The sequence below is a fragment of the Acinetobacter entericus genome (assembly GCF_026168575.1).
Taxonomy (GTDB): domain Bacteria; phylum Pseudomonadota; class Gammaproteobacteria; order Pseudomonadales; family Moraxellaceae; genus Acinetobacter; species Acinetobacter bouvetii.
Genome location: NZ_JAPEQW010000003.1, coordinates 211,432 through 234,408 on the forward strand (window position 1 = coordinate 211,432; position 22,977 = coordinate 234,408).

23 protein-coding genes and 7 tRNA genes are annotated in these 22,977 nt (G+C 46.4%); 10 read left to right on the plus strand and 20 right to left on the minus strand.

Features of this window, described 5'->3' with window-relative positions; genetic code table 11:
• Positions 1-3: 3 nt before the first annotated feature.
• Genes OKC24_RS03915 through OKC24_RS03935 form a run of 5 tightly spaced genes read left to right on the plus strand, consistent with a single transcriptional unit; the run spans position 4 to position 3,381 of the window.
• The gene (locus OKC24_RS03915) at positions 4-369 is read left to right on the plus strand and encodes a Na+/H+ antiporter subunit C (RefSeq protein WP_130144022.1); all 366 of its coding nucleotides are present in this window, start codon (positions 4-6) and stop codon (positions 367-369) included.
• The gene (locus OKC24_RS03920; RefSeq protein WP_131276148.1) at positions 369-2,177 is read left to right on the plus strand and encodes a monovalent cation/H+ antiporter subunit D; all 1,809 of its coding nucleotides are present in this window, start codon (positions 369-371) and stop codon (positions 2,175-2,177) included. Before OKC24_RS03915 ends, OKC24_RS03920 begins: the two co-directional genes overlap by 1 nt.
• Positions 2,178-2,699, plus strand: a complete 522-nt coding sequence (locus OKC24_RS03925) for a Na+/H+ antiporter subunit E (protein WP_130144024.1) — start codon at positions 2,178-2,180, stop codon at positions 2,697-2,699.
• A complete protein-coding gene (locus tag OKC24_RS03930) occupies positions 2,696-2,971 on the plus strand; it encodes a monovalent cation/H+ antiporter subunit F (RefSeq protein ID WP_005013270.1) in 276 nt (91 codons plus the stop codon). Before OKC24_RS03925 ends, OKC24_RS03930 begins: the two co-directional genes overlap by 4 nt.
• Positions 2,972-2,982: 11 nt before the next feature.
• Positions 2,983-3,381, plus strand: coding sequence for a Na+/H+ antiporter subunit G (locus tag OKC24_RS03935; protein WP_130144025.1), 399 nt, complete (start codon positions 2,983-2,985; stop codon positions 3,379-3,381).
• Positions 3,382-3,392: 11 nt separating this feature from the next.
• On the opposite strand, the gene OKC24_RS03940 is transcribed toward OKC24_RS03935, so the two are convergent.
• The 14 genes from OKC24_RS03940 to tpiA form a co-directional block, all read right to left on the minus strand.
• Positions 3,393-4,037: an 8-oxoguanine DNA glycosylase OGG fold protein gene (locus OKC24_RS03940; RefSeq protein ID WP_131276149.1), complete on the minus strand. Its 645-nt coding sequence runs from the start codon at positions 4,035-4,037 to the stop codon at positions 3,393-3,395.
• An 85-nt stretch (positions 4,038-4,122) separates the two neighbouring features.
• The gene (locus OKC24_RS03945) at positions 4,123-4,530 is read right to left on the minus strand and encodes a ribosome-binding factor A (protein WP_130144027.1); all 408 of its coding nucleotides are present in this window, start codon (positions 4,528-4,530) and stop codon (positions 4,123-4,125) included.
• Positions 4,530-7,241: a translation initiation factor IF-2 gene (gene infB / locus OKC24_RS03950; RefSeq protein WP_130144028.1), complete on the minus strand. Its 2,712-nt coding sequence runs from the start codon at positions 7,239-7,241 to the stop codon at positions 4,530-4,532. The genes OKC24_RS03945 and infB overlap by 1 nt, the downstream gene beginning before the upstream one ends.
• A 10-nt stretch (positions 7,242-7,251) precedes the next feature.
• Complete coding sequence (gene nusA / locus OKC24_RS03955; RefSeq protein ID WP_130144029.1) at positions 7,252-8,736, minus strand: transcription termination factor NusA; 1,485 nt, start codon at positions 8,734-8,736, stop codon at positions 7,252-7,254.
• Positions 8,737-8,759: 23 nt separating this feature from the next.
• Positions 8,760-9,296: a ribosome maturation factor RimP gene (gene rimP / locus OKC24_RS03960; RefSeq protein WP_005013289.1), complete on the minus strand. Its 537-nt coding sequence runs from the start codon at positions 9,294-9,296 to the stop codon at positions 8,760-8,762.
• A 215-nt stretch (positions 9,297-9,511) separates the two neighbouring features.
• A tRNA-Met gene (locus OKC24_RS03965) sits at positions 9,512-9,588 on the minus strand.
• 89 nt (positions 9,589-9,677) lie between these two features.
• Positions 9,678-9,754: transfer RNA gene (locus tag OKC24_RS03970), tRNA-Met, on the minus strand.
• Positions 9,755-9,843: 89 nt separating this feature from the next.
• Positions 9,844-9,920 (minus strand) — tRNA-Met (locus OKC24_RS03975).
• Between the two features lie 68 nt (positions 9,921-9,988).
• Positions 9,989-10,065: transfer RNA gene (locus tag OKC24_RS03980), tRNA-Met, on the minus strand.
• 75 nt (positions 10,066-10,140) lie between these two features.
• A tRNA-Met gene (locus tag OKC24_RS03985) sits at positions 10,141-10,217 on the minus strand.
• A 75-nt stretch (positions 10,218-10,292) separates the two neighbouring features.
• Positions 10,293-10,369, minus strand: a tRNA-Met gene (locus OKC24_RS03990).
• Positions 10,370-10,415: 46 nt separating this feature from the next.
• Positions 10,416-10,500, minus strand: a tRNA-Leu gene (locus OKC24_RS03995).
• A 52-nt stretch (positions 10,501-10,552) separates the two neighbouring features.
• Positions 10,553-10,882, minus strand: coding sequence for a preprotein translocase subunit SecG (gene secG / locus OKC24_RS04000; protein WP_005013290.1), 330 nt, complete (start codon positions 10,880-10,882; stop codon positions 10,553-10,555).
• 13 nt (positions 10,883-10,895) lie between these two features.
• Positions 10,896-11,687: a triose-phosphate isomerase gene (gene tpiA, locus OKC24_RS04005; RefSeq protein ID WP_130144030.1), complete on the minus strand. Its 792-nt coding sequence runs from the start codon at positions 11,685-11,687 to the stop codon at positions 10,896-10,898.
• A gap of 275 nt (positions 11,688-11,962) precedes the next feature.
• Here tpiA and pilB point away from each other — a divergent pair, with 275 nt between their 5' ends.
• The 4 genes from pilB to coaE are packed head-to-tail and all read left to right on the plus strand — an operon-like array spanning position 11,963 to position 16,442.
• Positions 11,963-13,672: a type IV-A pilus assembly ATPase PilB gene (gene pilB, locus OKC24_RS04010; protein ID WP_130144031.1), complete on the plus strand. Its 1,710-nt coding sequence runs from the start codon at positions 11,963-11,965 to the stop codon at positions 13,670-13,672.
• A 35-nt stretch (positions 13,673-13,707) separates the two neighbouring features.
• The gene (locus OKC24_RS04015; protein WP_130144032.1) at positions 13,708-14,937 is read left to right on the plus strand and encodes a type II secretion system F family protein; all 1,230 of its coding nucleotides are present in this window, start codon (positions 13,708-13,710) and stop codon (positions 14,935-14,937) included.
• Positions 14,938-14,960: 23 nt separating this feature from the next.
• The gene (locus tag OKC24_RS04020; protein WP_130144033.1) at positions 14,961-15,824 is read left to right on the plus strand and encodes a prepilin peptidase; all 864 of its coding nucleotides are present in this window, start codon (positions 14,961-14,963) and stop codon (positions 15,822-15,824) included.
• Positions 15,825-15,833: 9 nt separating this feature from the next.
• Positions 15,834-16,442 (plus strand): dephospho-CoA kinase, encoded by a 609-nt coding sequence (gene coaE / locus OKC24_RS04025; RefSeq protein WP_131276150.1) that lies wholly within the window; start codon positions 15,834-15,836, stop codon positions 16,440-16,442.
• Here coaE and OKC24_RS04030 read toward each other — a convergent pair.
• The 3 genes from OKC24_RS04030 to ppnP form a co-directional block, all read right to left on the minus strand.
• Entirely contained in the window at positions 16,439-17,359 is a 921-nt protein-coding gene (locus OKC24_RS04030) for a DMT family transporter (protein ID WP_265464819.1), read from the minus strand. The two genes, coaE and OKC24_RS04030, sit on opposite strands and share 4 nt — an antisense overlap.
• 28 nt (positions 17,360-17,387) lie before the next feature.
• Positions 17,388-18,137: a 23S rRNA (guanosine(2251)-2'-O)-methyltransferase RlmB gene (rlmB, locus tag OKC24_RS04035; RefSeq protein ID WP_130144036.1), complete on the minus strand. Its 750-nt coding sequence runs from the start codon at positions 18,135-18,137 to the stop codon at positions 17,388-17,390.
• 138 nt (positions 18,138-18,275) lie between these two features.
• A complete protein-coding gene (ppnP, locus tag OKC24_RS04040; protein WP_130144037.1) occupies positions 18,276-18,599 on the minus strand; it encodes a pyrimidine/purine nucleoside phosphorylase in 324 nt (107 codons plus the stop codon).
• A 575-nt stretch (positions 18,600-19,174) separates the two neighbouring features.
• Here ppnP and recN point away from each other — a divergent pair.
• Positions 19,175-20,839, plus strand: a complete 1,665-nt coding sequence (gene recN, locus OKC24_RS04045; protein ID WP_130144038.1) for a DNA repair protein RecN — start codon at positions 19,175-19,177, stop codon at positions 20,837-20,839.
• Positions 20,840-20,914: 75 nt separating this feature from the next.
• Here recN and OKC24_RS04050 read toward each other — a convergent pair whose 3' ends face one another.
• Genes OKC24_RS04050 through OKC24_RS04060 form a run of 3 tightly spaced genes read right to left on the minus strand, consistent with a single transcriptional unit; the run spans position 20,915 to position 22,969 of the window.
• Entirely contained in the window at positions 20,915-21,907 is a 993-nt protein-coding gene (locus tag OKC24_RS04050; RefSeq protein ID WP_131276171.1) for a CsgG/HfaB family protein, read from the minus strand.
• 50 nt (positions 21,908-21,957) lie between these two features.
• Positions 21,958-22,551 (minus strand): penicillin-binding protein activator LpoB, encoded by a 594-nt coding sequence (lpoB, locus tag OKC24_RS04055; protein ID WP_131276151.1) that lies wholly within the window; start codon positions 22,549-22,551, stop codon positions 21,958-21,960.
• A 13-nt stretch (positions 22,552-22,564) separates the two neighbouring features.
• Positions 22,565-22,969, minus strand: a complete 405-nt coding sequence (locus tag OKC24_RS04060) for a DUF1425 domain-containing protein (RefSeq protein ID WP_265464820.1) — start codon at positions 22,967-22,969, stop codon at positions 22,565-22,567.
• Between the last annotated feature and the right edge of the window lie 8 nt (positions 22,970-22,977).

Consider the following 22,977-nt stretch of genomic DNA (forward strand, 5'->3'; position numbering starts at 1 on the left):
CACATGATCAGTTTAGAATTTTTATTGACTACTGCCATTGGCTTACTGACTGCGACAGGCATTTACTTAATCCTGCGGGCACGTACTTTTCCTGTGGTGCTTGGCTTGGCGATGATCGGCTATGCCGTCAACCTATTTTTATTTGCCATGGGACGCATTCAAATCAACGCCCCTGCTGTATTGACTGAAACAGCCAAATCCACCGATCCATTGCCGCAGGCGCTGGTGCTGACGGCAATTGTGATTGGATTTGCTACAACAGCCTTCATTGTACAGCTGGCGTTGCGCAGCCGTTTTGAATCAGGAACAGATCACGTCGATGCTAAAGAGGAAATATCGCAGTTTGATCCGCGGGAGGATGAGCCATAATGAATGACTTCATCCAATTTTGGGCCCAGCACACTCCAATTTTCAGTATTTTAATTCCGGCATTGACTGCATTTTTGCTCGTTCTATTAGGCAATCCCGGTTCTGGCGCACTCGCTCAAGACTGGCGTCAGCCTTGGCGGCGCGGCATCAGTTTTGTATCGTCAATTCTCGGGCTGCTGACTGCCGTCAGCTATTTGATTTTTGCCAGTTCGGGGCAAATCAGTGTTTATAATCTGGGCGAATGGGCTGCGCCATTTGGCATTGTCTTGGTGCTGGATCAGCTGTCAGCGTTCATGCTGGTGCTGACCTATGGTTTGGCCGTGCCCATCATGTGGTACGCCAGTAAAGAATGGGACGAACGCGGGCGCTATTTCCATGCGATGTTCCATTTTCTGCTGATGGGGCTATGCGGCGCATTTCTCACCGGAGATTTATTCAACCTCTTTGTTTTCTTTGAAATCCTGCTGATGGCTTCTTATGTGCTGCTGCTGCATGGCCAAGGCAAGGCCCGGTTTCAACTGGGCGTACATTATGTCACCATTAACCTGCTGGCTTCTGCGCTGTTCCTGATTGGCTTAGGCCTGATTTACGGCAGTGTCGGCAGCCTGAATATGGCGGATGTTGCCCGCTTAATGCCATTATTGGAGCATGATCAGCACCGTCTGGCCGTAGCAGGCGGGCTTTTGCTTTTCGTGGTTTTCGGCATTAAAGCCGCCATGCTTCCTGTCGGGTTTTGGCTGCCAAAAACTTATGCTGTGGCTGCAACGCCAGTGGCCGCACTATTTACCATTATGACCAAAGTCGGCATTTATGCCATTTTGCGGGTCAACGTTACAGTCTTTGATGATGAGGTCAGCCGGCAAATTTTGCAAAACTGGCTGCTGCCAATTGGCTTAATCACCTCAGTTTACGGCGTGATTGGCGCAATTGGCGCAGAACGCCTGCGCCGTTTTGTCGGTTTTATGATTTTATCCTCGATCGGCACCATCTTGATCGCCATTTCACTGTTCAATACGCAGGCTTGGGCAGCAGCACTGTATTATCTGGTGCACAGCACTTTGGCTGGGGCTGCTTTTTATCTGCTGTGCGGGTGGATTACCTCTCAGCGCGGTGAATTTAAAGATCATTTTAAAATTGCCCCGCAGATGAAACAGCACAAAACTGTCGCCCTCACGTACTTCATTATTGCACTGATGATGGCTGGCCTGCCGCCATTCAGCGGCTTCCTCGGTAAAGTTTTTATTTTACAGGCAACGTCTTCATCACCGCATCAGCTGCTGATTATTTTAACGGTGCTGGCTGTCAGCCTGCTCAGCATTATTGCCATGACGCGGGTCGGTTTCATTCTGTTCTGGCGCGCCAGCAAGCCCGAAGACAACCCCGAAACCATCGCATTCAAAGCTTATCAGGCTTTGCCCGCAACAGCGCCGAAACGCAATGACACAGCCATCTATATCCTGCTGGCAGGATTGCTTGCCTATATGGCATGCGCCGCGCCTATTTATCAGTATGTGCTGAGTACTGCGCAGCAAATCCAAAATAATGTAATGTATGAAAATGTGCTGCTGAAAAAAGATGAGCATGGCGAGATAATCAGTGTCCAGCCATTTGACCCTGAAAACCTGCCAGAAACCAAATACGGCGGAGAAACAGCCGATCCGAATGCGCATTTGATACCGCAATTAATTGCGCCTGAAACCTTGGATGGAGAACATATTTCCGAATATAAAAAGCGTCAGATGCTGCAGCAAAAGGTTGAAGAAGAATCCGCTGCAGATGCTCAGCTTAAGCCCATGGAGGCGCAATAGATGAAAATCGCTTCAGTTTTCGAACGCTGGTTCCCTCATCCGCTGGTTTCTGTCATTGTCGGACTCAGCTGGCTGATGCTGAACCACAGCTTAGATGCAGGCACTATTTTAATGGCGCTGATTTTGGCGGTCGGCATTCCACGCTTGGTTCGCCCATTTATTGCGCGTACACCCAATATTGATTGGCTCCCAGCCATTCAATTATTTTTTGTGGTGCTGTGGGACATCATTGTCAGCAATGTCAAAGTCGCAAAATTGGTCTTAGGCCCAATGCATAAAATGCACCCAAAATGGTTTCGGATTCCATTGGAAACACAGCATGAAGAAGTGAATACCCTATTGGCAATGATCATCACCACTACGCCAGGCACGGTGTCTGCAGGCATTGATCAGGATCGCGGCGATATCTTAGTGCATGCTCTAAGTGCCGATGATACTGAAGCTGAAATTCAAAATATCAAAGACCGCTATGAAAAACCGCTGATGCAGATTTTCGGTGTTCAGTCAGGAGAGTCATCATGACCATTTTGCCTTATGCGCTGGCCATCTGCTTGGGCGCTGTCACGATTTCAATGCTTTTCTGCTTAATTCGGCTGATTATCGGGCCATCTATCGTTGACCGCTTGCTGGCCTTAGATACTCTATTTTTGAACGCAACATGCCTCATCGTGATTTTGGAAATTTACTGGGCCAGTACTGCCATGTTTGAAGGCGCGCTGCTGGTTGCAATGCTGGGCTTCGTCTCTACCGCCGCGCTGGCACGCTATTTCACCACTGGCCATGTGATTGATTAGGAGAATATTCAATGCAGCTCGCAATGGAAATCACCGTTTCTATTTTTCTGATTATTGGCGCTTTTTTCATGCTGGTCGGCGGCATCGGCATGGTGAGGCTGCCTGACTTGTTCATGCGCCTGCATGCCCCAACCAAATCCAGTACCTTAGGTCTGGGCAGTTTTCTAATTGCGGCCATTATTTATGCTGCCTTTCATGGCCGCCTTGGCTTTGCCGAATTGCTGCTGACTCTGCTGGCGTTTATTACTGCGCCAGTATCCGCCAATTTAATAGCACAGGCGGCATTGCATTTGCGTTTGCGCTCTATGAGCGGGGATGTGCCGGAAACCTTAAACCGCCCTTTGCCTTGGCAGCGTACCCGCCGCCGCGCATTTCACGATAAGCATGAAGACAGCGAAAATCAGCTGTAAAAAAGATAATGCTATTCATCGTACAAAAATAAATACATTTCTAGCGCTTCAGCACTAACTTTGTGTTGTTGCGCCAATTGGTGCATCTGAACATTGTACTGACTGTAATGTTCAAATTTATCAGATGGTTTCACATCAATTAAATTTACCAGTGTTGGCGGGCAACTCAATCTGATTAATGACCTAACAACTCGGATATCAAATATTAAAAAGTAATCTGAGTGCCCCAAAGCGCGGGTTGAAAAATAAAGTAATTTAGAAATATAACTAATATTCAATCCTTTAATCGATTTTAATATTTTATATGCTTGTTGAATATTCTCCTCTTTTACATGCATAAACGCTGACTGCATGCGCTTTACATTCTCTGAAGTATAATATTTATTTGTTCTATATGTACCATAGCCAGTATCGGCAAAACCCCAAATCATTGTCAGTACAAAAGGGAATTCCACCCCAACTTTATGATCAAAATATTTTTTAAAACTTTCAATCACATGTTCCCTTGAAATATCATTATCACAATAATTTTGTGCAGCACATTTCAAGTCTGGATGTAGATTACTCCATCGATTAGAATTATATTCAAATTTGGATTTATTTAACGGATCAAGGTTTCGGATCACCAATAATTGGCACTCACTCAGATATAGCATTTTTAAGATCCCTCACTACTTTATATCTAATTATAAGTCATAAAAAAGCCACCCGAAGGTGGCTTTTTTAGTGTCCTAGCAGGACTTATTCTTCAGTATCTTTTTTTGCATCTTCAGGAGGCAAGTCCTTCACTGCTTCTGCAATCAGGCCAAACATATAGTTGCCATATGCATTGGTTTTGTCGTAGTGGAAACGCAGACGCGGCGTTATACGTGTCTTGATGCTGCGGCTCAGCTCATGACGCAAGAAACCGGATGCCTTGTTCAAGACCTCTAAAGTTTCTTTATTCGCCGCTTCGCTTTGCTCATCACCTAATTCACGCCCCATCACAGTGACATAAACTTCAGCATAACCCAAGTCTGGACTGACTTTCACCGCAGAGATGGTCACAAGGCCACCTAAACGCGGATCTTTGAGTTCCTGGCGGATCAGTTCAGACAACTCGCGCTGAACTGTATCTGCCATACGCTTAAGACGCTGACTACCCGCCATTAAAGACTCCGTTTAATCAATTGAACGTCATACACTTCAATCTTATCTTGAACTTTGATGTCTTTGTAGCCTTTAACAGCCAGACCGCATTCCATACCGGCGCGAACTTCTTCAACCACTTCTTTATAACGGCGAAGAGATTCAAGCTCACCCTGGAATACAACAACATCATCACGCAATACACGGATTGGCTTGTTGCGGTGCAGCATGCCTTCCAGCACCATACAGCCTGCTGCCGCGCCGAATTTGCTTGAGTGGAACACTTCACGCACTTCAGCAACACCCAGAATTGTTTCACGGTGTTCTGGCGCAAGCTTACCGCTCATTGCCGCTTTCACATCATCAATCAATTCATAAATGATTGAGTAGTAACGGATATCAATGCCGTCTGCATCTGCTTTTTGACGCGCAGTTGTATCTGCACGAACGTTAAAGCCAAGAAGCACAGCTTCAGAAGATTCGGCTAATGTCACGTCAGACTCAGTAATCGCACCGACACCTGAACTGATGACGCGCACTTTCACTTCATCTGTTGCAAGCTCAGCCAGCGCAACATGCAATGCTTCTAAAGTACCGCGCACGTCAGTCTTAAGAACCACATTCACGATAGGCACATCTTTCTTGCCCATAGATGCCATCAGGTTTTCAAGACGCATTGCGCTTTGACGCTCAAGACGTTTCTGGCGTTCACGGTCCATACGCGCATCGGCAACTTCACGCGCTTTTTTCTCATCATCAACGACAAGAACTTCATCACCCGCCATCGGCGCTTCTGGAAGGCCAAGGATTTCTACAGGAATTGAAGGGCCCGCTGATTTGATGCGCTGACCGTTTTCATCTGTCATTGCACGAACACGGCCATAAGATGAACCGGCAAGAACCAAGTCACCTACTTTCAAAGTACCGTTTTGAACCAGGATAGACGTAACCGCACCGCGGCCTTTGTCTACGCGCGCTTCAATAACAACACCTTGCGCTGCGCCTTCTTCAGATGCTTTCAGCTCAAGCATTTCAGCTTGGATAGAAATCAAATCAAGCAGCTCATCGATTCCCATGCCTGAGTGCGCAGAAACCATGGCAACAGGAACATCACCGCCCCATTGTTCAGGCACGATCTGCTTCGCAGTCAATTCATTCAATACGCGGTCTGGATCTGCAGACTCTTTATCCATTTTATTGATTGCAACAATAATTGGCGTGCCTGCAGCGCGGGCATGATCAATCGCTTCAGCAGTTTGCGGCATAACACCGTCATCCGCCGCTACAACCAGCACTACGATATCTGTCGCTTTCGCGCCGCGTGAACGCATTGCAGTAAATGCCGCATGTCCCGGAGTATCCAAGAAAGTAATAATGCCTTTCTCAGTTTTCACATGGTAAGCGCCAATATGCTGTGTAATGCCGCCCGCTTCGCCTGCAGCCACTTTGGTGCGGCGAATCCGGTCAAGAAGCGACGTTTTACCATGGTCAACGTGACCCATGATAGTCACTACTGGAGGACGCGTCGTTTGTGCGCCGCGCGCTTCTTCAGCAGCTTCCAATAAGTTGTCTTCAGCTTGCGTATCAGATACGCGAACTGGGTTATGGCCCATTTCCTCAACAACCAGCGCTGCAATATCTTGCTCAATCGCTTGGTTCTGCGTTACCAGCTCACCCATTTTCATCAGTGACTTGATAACTTCACGAACCTTAACCGCCATTTTTTGTGCAAGGTCAGCAACAACAATCGTTTCACCGATTTCTACATCATACACTTGCTTTTTAACTGGTTTTTCAAAGCCATGCTTGTTTGCCTGGCTTGTTTTCAAACCGCGTTTATGCTGATTGTGACTGAAAGATTGCTCTTCTTGACCGCGGCGGCCGCCTTTTTTCGGCGAACGCGTATTTGTGGTGTTGCCGCCGCGCTTGATTTCACGGTCTTCTTTGGCAAATGAGTCTTCATAAGCTTGGCCTACAAGGCCTGCGGCTAATGGAGAATCATCCACAACACGAATCGTAGCAGTCGTGTCTTCAGACGTGTATTTCGACGCCATCTGACGCATTTGCTCAAGCGTACGCTGCTGCGCTTCTTCAGCCGCTTTACGGCGCACTGCTTCTTCAGTCGCTTTCAGCTGTGCAGTCTGTGCTTCACGCGCTTTCTTCTGTTCAGCAGTCTCAGTCACTTTAACCACTTGCTTCACAATTGGCTTATTGTTTGACTTGCGCTTCACCACAACTGCAGCTTTAGGCACTTCCTGCTTCGCAGTTTCCTGCTTGGCTGCAGCGCGCATAGCTTCAAGCGCCTGCTTAGCTTTAGAGTCACCCTGTTTTGGCGCTTCTTGCTGCGCTGAAGAAGACGGGTTTGCCGCTTCTTCACGCGCTTTTTGATCTGCCTGAGCTTTAGCCAAAGCTTCAGCTTTAATCTGTTCTGGATCAGGCTTTGTAAACGTATGTTTCTTGCGAACTTCTACGTTAATGGTTTTCGCCTTACCTGATGTACTTGCTACTTTAGCTGTACTGGTCGTTTTACGTTTCAACGTGATTTTTCCTGCGTGTCCATCGTCTTGACCATGAACTTTCTTCAAATGGTTGACGAGTACATTTTGTTGTTCGGCGGTAATAATGTCATCAGCTTTACCTTGCGGCAAACCTGCATCACGAACCTGTTCCAGCAGCTTCTCAACTGGGGTACCCACGCTGAGCGCCAACTCTTTAATCGACTTGTCCGTCATATATTACCTCCTAGTTAAACCATGATTCGCGCGCTTTCATAATTAGTTGACCTGCTTTTTCTGCGCCCAAGCCTTCAATATCTTCGATATCGTCAGTGGCTTGGTCAGCCAAGTCATCTACTGTGATTACACCGCGGGCAGCAAGCGCATACGCGATCTCTTGAGTCATTCCTTCCATTGCAGCAAGTTCAGGACTCGGCTCTTGAATGTTTTCCTGCTGTTTCAATGCATCCGCCAATGCGACTTCTTTCGCGCGGCCTTGCAGCAATTCAACAGTTTCAGCATCAAGTTCAATTTCTTCGAATGTTTCCGCTGGAACATAAGCAACTTCTTCGACTGAAGTGAAGCCCATTTCCACCAGCGCCATCGCGAGGTCTTCCTCAATATCCAGACGTGTTACAAACATGTCTAAATACTGCTGCGCTTCATTTTGCTGACGTGCGTGATACTCATCTTCCAGCATCATGTTCAGCTTGTAGCCCGTCAATTCAGATGCTAAACGCACATTTTGACCTTGAGAGCCAATCGCGCGCGCCAGCTGATCGCTGGCAGCAAAGATGATGTCGGCAGTACGCTCTTCTTCATCAATCACAATGCCGGATACATCAGCAGGCTCCAAAGCGCTGGCGATATACTGCGCAGCATCATCAGACCACACCACAACATCAATACGCTCGCCATTCAGTTCCTGCTGAACCGCTTGGATACGCGTACCGCGCATGCCGATACATGCGCCCACTGGGTCAATGCGGTGATCGTTGGTTTTCACCGCGATTTTAGCACGGACGCCAGGCTGACGCGCAGCCGCTTTAATTTCAATGATTTCTTCAGAAATTTCAGGAATTTCCTTTTTCATCAAAGCAATTAGCATTTCAGGCTTAGAGCGCGACAATAACAATTGAGCGCCGCGGCCTTCACGGTTAACGCTGTAAAGAATCGCATTGACACGCTGCTTAGGACGCAAAATTTCTTTTGGAATCATTTCCTCGCGTGCAAGATAGGCTTCAGCATTATCACCTAAGTCAATAATGAAGCCGTCTTTAGTCTGCTTCTTCACTTCACCGTAAATCAGCTCACCGACTTTAGATTCATAAGCATCGGCAATTAATGCGCGCTCTGCTTCACGAATCTTCTGCACGATAACCTGCTTTGCAATCTGCGCAGCGATACGGCCGAAATCAATGGATTCAACTTCAAGTTCACGGATATCGCCAATTGACCATTTTGCAGGATCAACATCAGAAATCGCATCCTGACAAGCAGGCATTTCATGATCTTCATCCGCCACCACTTCCCATTGACGGAATGTGCTGTAGTCACCTGTACGGCGGTCGATTTCTACGCGAAGGCGCGCTTCTTCAGAATTTGTGCCTTCATAGAATTTCTTTTTAGTCGCGGCAACCAGAGCTTGTTCAAGCGCTTCAAAAATTGCATCGCGACTTACACCTTTTTCGTTACTAACCGTTTCTACTACGGTAAGAATTTCACGTGCCATAAGTCACCTATTCGTTCAGATTCTTATTTATTGAATGAATCTTGGTAGATTAAATTTGCTTTATCAATATTGTGACTGTCGATTTCCAGCACCTGCTGCTTTTCAACTTCAACCTGAATCATTTCATTTTCAAGGTCAACGGCCACAAGTTTTGCCTGGAATTTACGGCGATTATCTACAGCACTGATAAGGCGCAATGCAACCTGCTGACCAATATAGCCGGTCATTTGCTCCAGCTTATAGAATGGGCGGTCCCAGCCTGGAGATGATACTTCCAGTGCATATTCACCAGAAATCGGATCATGCACATCCAGCATCGCGCCCACTTGCTGCGTCACACGCACGCAATCCTGAACGCCAATACCGCGGCCCAGCTCTTCTTCGCCTTCTTCATTGATGATTGGCGCAGCATTTTCATCTACCGGCTTGTCGATATAAATACGCAATAGCGAGCGCTTGCCTTGCGGCACAAAATCAATGCCCCAGAGCTCTACATTACATGCCTGCACAGCGGGTGCAATTAAGTCCTGAAGTGCTTGAGTTTTATTTGATAGCTTCATTTACTCTCGTCAAAATTATGAGATTTGATGGCCGGAATGACCACTGCAGACCAATGCCAGCTATTGTAGTCGTAAAATATGGCAATTTGACCAAATTTATGCCAGTACTACGCAATAGCCAATAAAAAAGGGCGTAAATCGCCCCAATTGTGCACAGAAAACCATAGTCCACTGTGCAAAAAGGCCCACCTAGTTGTGAGCCTCTTTTAGAAACTTGGTAGCGGGAGCTGGATTTGAACCAACGACCTTCGGGTTATGAGCCCGACGAGCTACCAGACTGCTCCATCCCGCATCAACGTGCAAAAATTATATACAAATTGCCAATCATTTTCAATGAAAACTGATCAACTGTACCCGATTAAGTTGCACCTTAATCAGAATTGGTAGCGGGAGCTGGATTTGAACCAACGACCTTCGGGTTATGAGCCCGACGAGCTACCAGACTGCTCCATCCCGCATCATCGTGCAAAAATTATATACATATTTCCTATCATTTTCAATGAAAACTGATCAACTGTACCCGATTACGTTGCACCTTAATCAGAATTGGAAGCGGGAGCTGGATTTGAACCAACGACCTTCGGGTTATGAGCCCGACGAGCTACCAGACTGCTCCATCCCGCATCAATATGCAAAAATTTATTCACCTTCAAACTTCAGGCGCTTATTTCAGTCTGCATCTAAAATAAGATTGGTAGCGGGAGCTGGATTTGAACCAACGACCTTCGGGTTATGAGCCCGACGAGCTACCAGACTGCTCCATCCCGCATCAATATGCAAATAAACATCCCACTCTAAATACTTTAAAGCGCCTATGTCAGTTTGCATCTAAAATAAGATTGAGTGGTAGCGGGAGCTGGATTTGAACCAACGACCTTCGGGTTATGAGCCCGACGAGCTACCAGACTGCTCCATCCCGCATCAATATGCAAAAAAACATCCCACTCTAAATACTTTAAAGCGCCTATTTCAGTTTGCATCTAAAATAAGATTGATTGGTAGCGGGAGCTGGATTTGAACCAACGACCTTCGGGTTATGAGCCCGACGAGCTACCAGACTGCTCCATCCCGCATCAACAGATTTGCTGCACACACCAACTTATGTTCTGGATTACAAGTTGGTGCGGAAGGGGGGACTTGAACCCCCACGCCCGAAAGCACTACCACCTCAAGGTAGCGTGTCTACCAATTCCACCACCACCGCAGCTGTGACGCATTCTAGACGCATCACCTCAAAAAAGAAAGAACTAAATGGATTATTCAGCTGTTTTTGGCGCAGTTGGTGAAGTTTCAGCCGATTTTGCAGGCGCTGCCGGCGCAGAAGAAATTGATTTCAGGCTGTATGCATCGGCGGTTTGCTTCTTCGCATAAACAGCCAGCGTTAAGCTGGTCACAAAGAATAATGCAGTCAAAATAGCAGTTAAGCGGGTCAAAAAGTTAGCCGAGCCAGATGCGCCAAATACTGTTGCTGCACCGCCGCCGCCGAAAGATGCACCTGCGTCCGCCCCTTTGCCATGCTGAACTAAAATCAAAACAATCATCAAAACGGCTAAGATAATATGTACCACCAGCACAAAAGTTTGCATGCTGTACTCCTAATTATTTTGTATTCGCAAATGCTTGGGCAATTTGATAAAAAGCCTCTGCATTTAAAGATGCGCCGCCAACCAATGCACCATTGATGTCTGGGCAGGCTGCTAACTCTACTGCATTTTCAGGTTTTACACTACCGCCATATAAAATCGCGATGCCTTTGCCGGCAGGGGTAATTTGACTGAGGCCTTCACGGATTTTCGCATGCATTGCCTGTGCGTCCTCCGGCGAAGCTGTTTTGCCCGTGCCAATCGCCCAAATCGGTTCATAAGCCACAATGATATTGCTCCATTGCTCGCTCTTGACCACGGCTGCAATGTCACAGATCTGCTGCAGCACGGTGTGCTCAGCTTGACCATTTTCACGCTGCGCAAGGCTTTCACCTACACAATAAATCACTGTTAAGCCAGCGTTTAAAGCGTTTTTAATTTTTTCATTAATTATCGCTGGGCTGTCGCCAAAAACTTCACGCCGTTCAGAGTGGCCAATCAGCACATATTCAATTTTACTGTCTTTCAATAATTCCGCACTGATTTCGCCTGTATAAGCGCCCGTGCCGGCAACACGGGATAGATCTTGCGCAAAGATGCTGACAGCACGGCTGCAATCTGAAAATTGCGTTTGAACAGTTTCTAGCGCAAGCGCAACCGGCGCAACGCCAATATGACATTTAGCTTCTTCAATATTTTGATTTTGAAGCAATTGTTTTAATTCTTGAACCAGCTGTTTGGCATCTGCCCGCATTGGGTTCATTTTCCAATTGCCAACAACCCAAGGTGTAATCGCCGAACCCGACATAAATAACCTGCAGAAACTTTAGATGAAAACGGGCACATTCTACACGCAATTGAAAATTTTGATGATAATTTTCAGCTTACAATTTTAGCTGAAAAATAAGAAATTCAATTTTCGGCACAATTTTCCCAAAAAAAAGCAGCGATTTAAGGACTGGTTCAAAGTTTTGATCAATACTTAGGTAGTGACAACACTTTAAGATATGGTATTTTTAAATAACAAAAGTATAATTTTCAAATACCAATTATAAACAAACTGAAGTATAGGCCTATTCAAGCATGACAGCACTACAGGGATCTCCAAGATTTACAGGGTTTATTCGGCGCCTGGTCGAAGAAGGACACGTATCTGCAGAAAAAATGCGTGAAGCGCTCTTAAGCGCTCAAAAAGCCAATCAAGATATTGTCGCGTACCTGACCAAGGAGCTGAATATTCCGTCATTGACTGTGGCGGAAACTATTTCAGCAGAATTTGGCGAGCCGATTTTTGACATTGCAGCTTATGATGCCAATCTGATTATCCGCGAAGATATTGACGAGAAGCTGATCACGCGCTACCGCGTGCTGCCGATTTACAAACATGCCAGCACACTGTATGTGGCAACCAGCAATCCGACCAACATTGAAGCTGTGGATGCGATCCGCTTCAGCAGCAAAATGAACACGGAAACCATTATTGTTGAGCACCATAAACTGGAAAAGCTGATTGAGCAGCAATTCGCGGAAGAAAGCACTTTTGATTTTGATGATGATTTCGATCTTGATATTACGACAGATGCCCCTGACCAAAACGCCGATGATGATGAAGAAGAAAAAGGCGAAGAAGCGCCTATTGTTAAGTACATCAATAAGCTGCTGGTTGATGCCATCCGCATGGGCGCTTCGGATTTGCACTTTGAACCCTATGAAAAATCTTACCGTGTCCGCTACCGCGTCGATGGCGTGCTGAGATCAATTGCTAACCCGCCCTTGCAGCTGGCGAACCGTTTGGCATCCCGCCTAAAAGTGATGTCGCAGATGGATATTTCTGAAAAGCGCGTTCCGCAAGACGGCCGCATTAAACTAAAATTATCCAAAAGCAAGGCGATCGACTTCCGTGTAAACTCACTGCCTACGCTGTTCGGTGAGAAATTGGTGCTGCGTATCCTCGATCCATCCAGCGCCATGCTCGGGATTGATGCGCTGGGTTATGAGCCTGATCAAAAAGAACTGTTTATGCAGGCTCTAGAAAAACCGCAAGGCATGCTGCTGATTACGGGCCCGACGGGTTCAGGTAAAACGGTATCTTTATATACTGGCCTGAATATTTTAAACCGGGAAGACACCAATATATCCACCGCAGAAGACCCGGTAGAAATTAATCTGGAAGGAATCAATCAAGTCAATGTCAACAATAAAGTGGGCTTAACCTTCTCCGCTGCATTAAAATCTTTCCTGCGCCAGGATCCGGATATTGTCATGGTTGGTGAGATTCGAGATCTAGAAACAGCTGAAATTGCCATTAAAGCGGCGCAGACAGGCCACATGGTGATGTCGACGCTGCATACCAACAGCGCGCCTGAAACGTTGACGCGTCTGCGCAATATGGGTGTGCCTTCATTCAATATCGCAACCTCAGTCAATCTGGTGATTGCACAGCGCTTAGCGCGCCGCCTGTGCTCACAATGTAAAGAAGCAGCGGAAATTCCCCAGCAAAGCCTGCTGGAAATGGGTTTTACAGAAGATGATCTGAAAAATCCAGACTTTCAAGTTTACCAGCCTGTCGGCTGTCCAGAATGCCGTGAAGGCTATAAAGGCCGTGTCGGCATTTATGAAGTAATGAAAGTGACGCCGGAGATTTCACGCATTATTATGGAAGACGGCAACGCACTTCTTATTGCAGAGGCTGCAAATCAAGCAGGATTTAACAATTTGCGCCGTTCAGGCTTAGTTAAGGTTATGCAGGGGGTGACTTCTCTTCAGGAAGTCAATCGCGTAACCAGTGAATAATGGCTGTTTTTAATATTTAAAATAAGGATAAATTCATGGCTGTCAAAAAAGCGCAGATGATGCCAACCTTCAGTTATGAAGGGATTGACCGTAAAGGGGCCAAACTCAAGGGGGAACTGCCGGCACGCAACATGGCGCTGGCAAAAGTGACGTTGCGCAAGCAAGGCATCACCATTAAGAATATTCGGGAGAAGCGCAAGAACATTCTCGAAGGATTGATGAAAAAGAAAGTGTCTACATTGGACATCACTATTTTTACCCGCCAGCTTGCGACGATGATGAAAGCGGGGGTTCCTTTGGTGCAAGGTTTTGAAATTGTTGCTGAAGGCCTTGAAAACCCAGCTATGCGTGAAGTTGTCTTAGGTATTAAAGGTGAAGTGGAAGGCGGTAATACTTTTGCCGGCGCACTGCGTAAATATCCGCAGTATTTTGACAACCTATTCTGTTCTCTGGTTGAATCAGGTGAACAGTCCGGCGCACTGGAAACTATGCTGGACCGTGTAGCGATTTACAAAGAAAAAAGCGAACTGCTGAAGCAAAAAATTAAAAAAGCCATGAAATATCCAGCTACAGTTCTTGTTGTCGCAGCTATTGTCACCATTATCCTAATGGTCAAGGTTGTTCCTGTATTCCAAGGGCTTTTTTCATCTTTCGGTGCAGAACTTCCCGCATTTACGCAAATGGTTGTTGCCATGTCAAACTGGTTCCAGCAATATTGGTTTATCTTGATTATTGTAGTTGCTGCAGTCATAGCATGTTTTTTAGAAGCCAAAAAACGCAGCAAGAAGTTCCGAGATTTTCTGGATAAAGCTGCGCTGAAAGCGCCGATTTTTGGAGACTTGGTATATAAAGCGATTATTGCACGCTACAGCCGCACACTGGCAACCACCTTTGCTGCCGGCGTTCCGCTGATTGATGCGCTGGAATCCACAGCAGGCGCCACCAACAACGTCGTCTACGAAACTGCGGTCATGAAGATCCGCGAAGATGTGGCAACCGGCCAGCAGCTGCAGTTTGCCATGCGGGTGACTGATAAGTTTCCTTCTATGGCTGTACAGATGGTGGCCATTGGTGAAGAGTCTGGTGCTCTGGATGCCATGCTGGATAAAGTGGCAACGCATTATGAAAATGAAGTCGACAATGCCGTTGACGGCTTAACCTCAATGATGGAACCCTTAATTATGGCCATTCTGGGTGTGCTGGTTGGCGGCTTGGTGATTGCCATGTACCTGCCAATCTTCCAGATGGGCTCTGTGGTTGGTTAAATCTAAAAAGGCTTAAATTAAAATTGTTCTCCAATATCATTTCCTATTTTATCGAAAATCCAACAGCACTTTATATTGCTGTTGGCCTATTCAGCCTGTGCATAGGCAGTTTTTTGAATGTGGTTATTTACCGCACGCCAAAAATGATGGAACAGGAGTGGCGCACTGATTGCCAGTTTCTGCTGCATCCTGAGCAGCCCATTATTGATGAAAGCAAAATCACCCTGAGCAAACCCGCTTCAACCTGTCCAAAGTGCCACAGTCCGATTCACTGGTATCAAAATATCCCTGTGATCAGCTGGCTGATATTGCGCGGTAAATGCGGCGCCTGCCAAAACCCGATCAGCATCCGCTATCCGCTGATTGAACTGCTGACTGCAGGGTGTTCATTGATTGTCGTCACCGTCTTTGGCCCAACACTGCAAATGCTGTTCGGCTTGCTGTTCACTTGGGTCTTAATCGCCCTGACATTTATTGATTTTGATACTCAGCTGCTTCCTGACCGCTATACCCTCCCCTTAGCGGCTCTAGGTTTAGGCATCAACAGCTTCGCTATCTATACCTCTCCGGTATCATCGATTTGGGGTTATATCATTGGCTTCCTTTGCCTTTGGATTGTCTACTACCTCTTTAAAATTGTGACCGGCAAAGAAGGCATGGGCTATGGAGATTTTAAACTTCTGGCAGCGCTAGGCGCGTGGATGGGTCCGCTGATGCTGCCGCTGATTGTGCTATTATCATCATTAGTCGGCGCAATTATCGGCATTATCCTACTGAAAATCCGCAAAGAAAATCAGCCTTTTGCTTTTGGCCCCTATATTGCCATTGCCGGCTGGATCGCCTTTCTCTGGGGCGAACAGATTATGAAAATTTATTTGGGTCAATAAGGAACAGACATGGCTTTTGTGGTGGGATTAACAGGCGGCATCGGCAGCGGAAAATCGGCTACCAGCGCATGGTTTGAATCTCAAGACATCGTTGTGGTGGATGCGGATGTCGTCGCGCGTGAAGTAGTGCAAAAAGGCCAGCCCGCCTTAAAGGATATCCATCAAGCTTTTGGCGATTGGGTTTTGCAGGCAGACGGCGAACTCAACCGCCGCGCATTGCGTGAACATATCTTTAAAGCACCTGCAGCACGCAAAGTATTAGAGCAAATCACTCATCCAGCCATCCGAAGCTCCATTATTCAGCAGCTGGCGCAAGCAGACAGCCCATATGCCATCTTGGTTTCTCCCCTGCTGTTTGAAACCAATCAGCATGAGCTGACTCAGCGCACTTTGCTGATTGATGCATCTGAAGAACTGCAGATTTTACGCGCATCGCAGCGCGATGGGCAAAATGAGGAGCAGATCAAAAAGATCATTGCAGCGCAAATGCCCCGCCTCCGCAAGCAGCAGATTGCAGATGATATTGTGCTGAATGATGGCCATCTGGATCATTTATATCAGCATCTGCAGTCGATGCATGAAAAATATCTCGCCATGGCATTAAAAAAGCAGCCTTAATCTGACTGCTTTTTTTGTTCGTTCAATTGCTGCTGGAGCGGGTCTTGATGAACCAGCCAGCGCCAAGGCTGCAGTGCGCCAATCCCCATTCCCGCCAATCCGCAGACAATCGCGATATTCAATGGCTCATTCAGCAAAGACACAGCAATAATAGCCGCGATAAACGGCGCCAAAGTGACAATACTGCCCGTTTTAAAAGCACCCAGCCTTTTAATCGCTTCAACATAAGTCAAAGTCGCAATAATCACCACAAAGATACCATGAAAGAGCACCTGAGAAATCAGATGGACTGGATCTGGCTCAGTGAGATGCTTCGGCAGAAACAGCAGATAGATCGGCACATAAATGATCGCTGACCAAACCGCAACACCGGCCATGGCATGCCATGCCGATAATTTCCACTGACGCAGTAATACAGTGAAAATCCCCCACCAAATGGCGCTGAGGAAAAACAGCAGATCGCCCAAGCCAAATGCCTGCCCTGTTTGCAGATACATCAGGAAGCTCATGGCGCCCAAAGAAATCACCATGATGGCAAGGCTGATCCATGTGTGGCGGTCAAACGACTGCTGAAACAATACATATGCCGCCACGGCAGTGCATAACGGGATGCAGCCATTCAAAAAAATAGCCGCATGCGCTGCAGGGGCATAATGAAAAGCGCTGTAAGCTGTCAAGCAGTAAATCACGCCGCCCAGCATCGCCAAAATGAACGGCTCCTTTTTACATAAAAATGCCGTATCTTTCTTATAGATCAAAATCGGCATTAAGATGATAAAGGCCAGCGCAAAACGCAAGGCGGTTAAATCCCAAGCGCTGATTCCCCAATTGGCGCTCAAGCGCGCCGTGAGGGTAAAACCGCCCCAAATGCACATCGTAATCAGAACGTATAGATAACCTTGCCTTTTCGGGGACATTGCTCTCAGCTTTTTTTGGTTAGATCAATCAGTGATTGCGCTGGCGGCAAGCCTCATACAGCGCCATGCCTGTTGCAACACTCACATTGAGACTTTGCAAATTACCCGCCATCGGGATATAGACTTTTTGATCGCACTGCGCTTGGGTAATAGGACGTAAGCCTGTATCTTCTGCGCCCATTACCACACATACAGCAGCGCCGGTAAAGTCAAACTGATGAATCGGCAATGCCTGCTCATCCAGCATGGTGCCGACCACCTGAACATTAAACTGCTCTTTGATTTGCCCTAAGGTGCGCGCCAAGTTAGTCACTTGAATGAATTTTACTTTTTCCGCTCCGCCCGCCGCGACTTTACGCGCCGTTGGCGTTAAGCTTGCTGAACGGTCACGCGGCACAATCACCGCTTCAACGCCCATCGCGGCTGCAGTACGGATGCATGCGCCCAAATTGTGCGGATCTGTGATTTGGTCCAAAGCCAGCAATAAAGGCTGTTTGGATACCATCAGCAGGTCTTCTAAATCTTTTTCATTTAACGTGGGATGCGGGCGCACAGCTGCCACGACACCTTGATGGTACGGCAAGCCCGCCAATTTTTCCAAGGTATCCCGGCTGGCTTTTTGAATGCTGACGCCAAAGGGTTCCGCCAATTCAAAAATACGCTGCAGGCGCTGATCTTCACGGCCTTTCAAAGCGAATAAAGTTAAAACACGCTCAGGTTCAAGCTCCAGCAATGACTCTACAGAATGTACGCCATAATAATATTCAGGTTTCGCCATGAACGGCCTCTAACTTTAATTGATCATTCAAAAGAAAAATCCTGTAAAGCAAACTTTACAGGATTTATGCTTAATGCGTAGTTTAACTGATTTAGACTGAAATTTCTTAATCTAAGTCAGCTCAGCGCCTAGAATAAATTAGCCTTCTAAATGGCAAACATAATCCAGCACTTCGTCTGTTTCTATTTTAAAACGGCTATTGCCCGGCACATAAAATGACTGGCCTGCGCGGAATAATTCGCTTGCTTCGCCATCGGCAATCTGCACGCGGCATTCACCAGAAATAATTTCCATGCGCTCAGGAACATGCGTTTCAAAAGTTAACGCCTGTTCAGTCGGCAAAATCACCCCCAGTGTTTTTTTTGTGCCATCTTCAAATTGCACAGTATGGCTAATGCAAAGACCGCCAAAATAGACATTTGATTTTTTGATGACTGATACATGATCAAACTGAGCTGACATGCTTATTTTCTCCAGATAAAGCATATTTATAGTATTTGCTAACAGCAGTTTAATGGCGCTGTCTGCACGAATCAATCCATCTTTGATACAGATCGACCAAAGAATTAGATGCCGCCTGTCCGCACTCGATTGCATGCATTTCAGGCGATTTTACCCCAATAGGTATTGAGTCTAAAACAAGTCATTCCGCAGTACAAATTTCTTTTTTTCATGCAGCCCTGCAAACTCCCGCCTGCTTCAGATCCAAGCGCGCTTTTGAGGGATAGCGCTGCAATTGATCTAAAAACTGAGCTTCCAACCAGTCATATCAATGAAATGGCCCAGTCAAGCCCAAGCTGTACACACTGGGCTGGAATTTTCCAATGCTTATTTTCAAGCCGGCGTTTTAAAGCAGGCCAGCACATTTTTGCGCTGTATGAGATGATTTACCCGAGGATCATACTGAATGTGTATTTTTATTTGGAAATTAATATAGAATTACGAGGTTTACGGTGATTTAAAAATAAAATCCGCCTTGTGACAAAAACAAAACTTGTCTATCTTAAACTCGAACTTCTCGCAGCTTGGATGCGTTTATGCTGACACATTTAACTCTGATCAATTTTGCTTTAGCCGAACATTTAGCCATTGATATTGAACAAGGTTTCAACGTCTTAACCGGTGAAACCGGCGCAGGAAAGTCTTTGCTGCTGGATGCGCTTTCGGCTTGCTTAGGTGAACGTACAGATACCAATTATGTGCGCTTTGGATCAGATAAAGCGGATGTGACAGCAACCTTCAGCTATCAGCCGGATTCGCCTGAAGCACTGTGGCTCAAAGAACAGGAACTGGATGATGAATCTGGCGAACTGCTGCTGCGGCGTGTAATCTTCGCCACTGGCCGCAGCAAAGCATGGATCAATGGCCGCCCAAGCAGTTTAGCGGAGTTGAAAGAAATTGGCCGTTTGCTGGTTCAGCTATACAGCCAGCACAGCCAGCAGCAGCTGCTGGAACCGCCCTACCCTAAACACTGGATAGACCGCTACAGCAATTTTTACGCGCCTGCACAAGCAGTACGTGATGCCTATAGCAAATGGCAAAAGGATATCCGCCAGCATCAGGCAGCGCTGGATGCGCAAGCGACCCGAAAGCAGCGTATCGACACATTGGAACTGCAGCTGGAAGAACTCGAACCGATGGTTCAGATGGATTATAAAGACATCGAGCAGGAATTCGACCGCCTGAGCCATCATGAACATATTATGCAAGACTGCAGCTATAGCCTCGCTGCGCTGGATGATGCCGAACAGAATATCAATCAGGAAATTTCATCTATTTTAAGGCGCATTGAGCCTCATGCGGGGCGCAGCGAACAGCTGGCTGAAATTTATGCTTCCATGCTGAATGCGCAAAGCGAATTAGAAGATGCAACTGCAAACTTGCGCCAATTTATGGACCGCCAGAGCTTTGATCCGGAACGCATGGAAGAGCTGAATTCACAGCTGGAAATTTTCCACCGCCTTGCCCGCAAGTACCGTACACAGCCTGAACTGCTGAAAACAGAATATGCAGCATGGCAGTCTGAACTACAGCAGCTGCATGAGCTGGAAGATCCGGAAACCTTGGCGGAACAAGTTGAAATTTCACATCAGGATTTCTTAGCCAAAGCACAGCATTTAGATGTCATCCGCCGTGAAGCCGCAGCACCGCTGGCCAAACAGCTGACGGAGCAGGTAAAACAGCTGGCGCTGCCTGAAGCGCATTTTGAATTTAAATTTGAGCCTCTTGATGATGCATCCAGCGAAGGCCTCAGCTTTATTCAGCTGCTGTTTACCGCCAACAAAGGCATTCCTGCACAGCCTTTAGCGCGCGTTGCGTCTGGCGGAGAACTTTCCCGTATCGCCTTAGTTATGCAGGTGATGAATGCTGAAAAAACTGATGCTGAAGTCATTGTGTTTGATGAAATTGATGTCGGAATCAGCGGCGGAACCGCGGAAATTGTCGGCCGTTTGCTGGCTGGCTTGGCGCAACATGTACAGATTCTGTGCATCACCCATCAGGCGCAGGTGGCCGCGCAGTCCGATCAGCATCTGCTGGTGAAAAAACAGCAGACTGATCCCGCCAGCAGCACCATCTATGAACTCGGGGAGGACGGCCGCATTCAAGAACTGGCGCGTATGACTGGCGGTGTGGAAATTAATGAAACTACCCTGCAGCACGCGAAGCAATTGAGACAATTAAAGTTTCAGCACAGTTCATAATTTCAATGAATTAAAAACTGAATGAATAAAAAAACCAGTAATGGAAATTGCTGATTTTTTTATTCCTGCGAATACTTAGTTCCACTTAATCGGTTTTTCACTCGAACCTGGTGTCATATCATAGGTCGGGGTGAAACTTGAACCCGGGCTGCCATAAGAGCCTGATACAGGCTGCAATTTCAAACCCGTCAAGATTTCCTGGCTTAATGCTTGCGCAACTTTCTCTGCGCTATTCTCTTCCAAATTATTATTCAGCATATTTTGGATTGCGTTATTGCCTAATGCGCGATTGAATGACCCGGCAGCCACAACTTTACTGGTATTCGCTTCAATCACACGCCAAGTTAATCGCACTTGCTCAGAATCCGCATTCAAGCCATACATGTGCTTTGAATTCGCTGCTGACAAATTATTAATACGTCCAACCAGCAAATAATCCGCACCGACTTTTTGACCGATGCGCGCCATTTCTTGCGGTGCGCCATCCCATTGCAAAAATGCATTTTCATACTGCATTTCTTCAATATAATAACGGTCTACCAAGCTCAGATGCCCAGACTGTGACAGATAATTGCCTAAAACATCAGCTAATTCATCACTAAATTCACCTGCAGAATTTGCAGATGCTGAACGGTTATTTCTTTCAGCAAATTGGAATGGCAATACCGCGATACGACGCAAATGCTGATCGTTCACTGCAGATTCAAATTGAACCACGTGTGCGCGAACTTTTGCCCGGTAATTGTTCTTTGAGCCTGAAACGCTTAAAACCTGAAATTTTGTTACAGAGCCGGATCCAATACTGTCCACACTAAACACAGGTGAAACTTTGCCTGAATATCGCCATTGATTATTCGTCACAGATATTTCGACCGTTTCTTCAATATCTGCACGCGGTGAAACCGTAGCGCCATTTACAGACTGCACAGCGATCAAAAGCGCTTCAGAAATTGCCTGATGTTGAGTTGCACCGCTGCCTGTTGCTTCTTTTACAACTTCTTTTAACGCTGCAAAAGCGCTGCTGCTCCACACGCCTGCAAGTATTGCTGCAAATAATATTTTTTTCATCATGATCATCTTCAAAAAAAGCGGCTGCACAAGGCAGTCGCTAAAATGATTTATAGGCCGAATGCTGAACGTTTTGCAGATTTGCGGATTTCTTTTTCACTGGTCCATTCAACAATGCCTGTTTGAACGTTTTGCAGTTTTAAAGTGAATTTATAATACACATCACTTTTGCCGCCGGCATTTTTCACAATGCTCGAGAGGTTGCCGTTCAGCATGTATTCAGCGCCAATATGGCCGCCTGCTTTTACCGACGTCGCCTGATTAACCAAACCGCTGTTTTTTTGATAGTTCAATTGTTCAGCCATCGCATTGGCAGCCGTCATATCCACAAAACGGAACTTGCCTGAATTGATCAATTTATTTTGAATCGTATCGGTAATGGATTCAGTGTCTATATGTTCTTGAGTTTTATTACGGATTTTATCTACAAACATCACCGGACGGCGATTTTGCGTCAATTGCACAACCACAGGGAATGACAGCATGTCTGTCACCATTTTGTCCGCAATCATTTGCAAATCTGTAGAACCGAAATCTTTATTTAGTGTTTCAACAGCCTGCGCATCGCCATAATTTACATTGCTGCTTGCACAGCCGGTTAGAGCCGCTGCAACAACTGATGCAAGAACTAATTTCATTTTCATTGATCCAATTTCCTTAATTAGCTTTTAAATAAACAATGACATCAACAGCAGATGGGTTTGGTGCTACAGATTGAACTGTTTTGGTTTCACGGCCAGCCAATTGAATCGGTTTCCAAATTGAGCTTTCAGGACTGATTTCCATGTTGTTTGCATCGACCCAAACAATTTTGTAAAGGAATTCTTTCGTCACAAACCAATCTCCTTTAATGCCTAATGCTGCTTTTTTCAAATCTCCAGCATAAGCCATTGAAATACGCTCAACTGAAACTTTGCTACTTAACCACGGGTTATTTCCCACAGTTTTCACTCCATAAGCGCCATCCGACGCTGTTTTTGTTGAAAGCGCATTCGGTGCCGTACAGCCCGAAACAGCCGCGGATAGAACACACAATAGACTGATTCTTAATAATATTTTCACTACTTTTT

Excerpts from the sequence above, each read along its gene's own strand:
- rimP (WP_005013289.1), bottom strand. The coding sequence starts at position 9,296 with ATGAAGCTATCAAATAAAACTCAAGCACTTCAGGACTTAATTGCACCC.
- ppnP (WP_130144037.1), bottom strand. The coding sequence starts at position 18,599 with ATGTCAGCTCAGTTTGATCATGTATCAGTCATCAAAAAATCAAATGTC.
- coaE (WP_131276150.1), top strand. The coding sequence starts at position 15,834 with ATGGCTTTTGTGGTGGGATTAACAGGCGGCATCGGCAGCGGAAAATCG.
- pilB (WP_130144031.1), top strand. The coding sequence starts at position 11,963 with ATGACAGCACTACAGGGATCTCCAAGATTTACAGGGTTTATTCGGCGC.
- OKC24_RS04015 (WP_130144032.1), top strand. The coding sequence starts at position 13,708 with ATGGCTGTCAAAAAAGCGCAGATGATGCCAACCTTCAGTTATGAAGGG.
- recN (WP_130144038.1), top strand. The coding sequence starts at position 19,175 with ATGCTGACACATTTAACTCTGATCAATTTTGCTTTAGCCGAACATTTA.
- infB (WP_130144028.1), bottom strand. The coding sequence starts at position 7,241 with ATGACGGACAAGTCGATTAAAGAGTTGGCGCTCAGCGTGGGTACCCCA.
- OKC24_RS03920 (WP_131276148.1), top strand. The coding sequence starts at position 369 with ATGAATGACTTCATCCAATTTTGGGCCCAGCACACTCCAATTTTCAGT.
- OKC24_RS04030 (WP_265464819.1), bottom strand. The coding sequence starts at position 17,359 with ATGTCCCCGAAAAGGCAAGGTTATCTATACGTTCTGATTACGATGTGC.
- OKC24_RS03940 (WP_131276149.1), bottom strand. The coding sequence starts at position 4,037 with ATGCTATATCTGAGTGAGTGCCAATTATTGGTGATCCGAAACCTTGAT.
- secG (WP_005013290.1), bottom strand. The coding sequence starts at position 10,882 with ATGCAAACTTTTGTGCTGGTGGTACATATTATCTTAGCCGTTTTGATG.
- OKC24_RS03935 (WP_130144025.1), top strand. The coding sequence starts at position 2,983 with ATGCAGCTCGCAATGGAAATCACCGTTTCTATTTTTCTGATTATTGGC.
- OKC24_RS04050 (WP_131276171.1), bottom strand. The coding sequence starts at position 21,907 with ATGAAAAAAATATTATTTGCAGCAATACTTGCAGGCGTGTGGAGCAGC.
- OKC24_RS03925 (WP_130144024.1), top strand. The coding sequence starts at position 2,178 with ATGAAAATCGCTTCAGTTTTCGAACGCTGGTTCCCTCATCCGCTGGTT.
- OKC24_RS03945 (WP_130144027.1), bottom strand. The coding sequence starts at position 4,530 with ATGGCGGGTAGTCAGCGTCTTAAGCGTATGGCAGATACAGTTCAGCGC.
- tpiA (WP_130144030.1), bottom strand. The coding sequence starts at position 11,687 with ATGTCGGGTTCGGCGATTACACCTTGGGTTGTTGGCAATTGGAAAATG.
- lpoB (WP_131276151.1), bottom strand. The coding sequence starts at position 22,551 with ATGAAAATGAAATTAGTTCTTGCATCAGTTGTTGCAGCGGCTCTAACC.
- OKC24_RS03915 (WP_130144022.1), top strand. The coding sequence starts at position 4 with ATGATCAGTTTAGAATTTTTATTGACTACTGCCATTGGCTTACTGACT.
- rlmB (WP_130144036.1), bottom strand. The coding sequence starts at position 18,137 with ATGGCGAAACCTGAATATTATTATGGCGTACATTCTGTAGAGTCATTG.
- nusA (WP_130144029.1), bottom strand. The coding sequence starts at position 8,736 with ATGGCACGTGAAATTCTTACCGTAGTAGAAACGGTTAGTAACGAAAAA.
- OKC24_RS03930 (WP_005013270.1), top strand. The coding sequence starts at position 2,696 with ATGACCATTTTGCCTTATGCGCTGGCCATCTGCTTGGGCGCTGTCACG.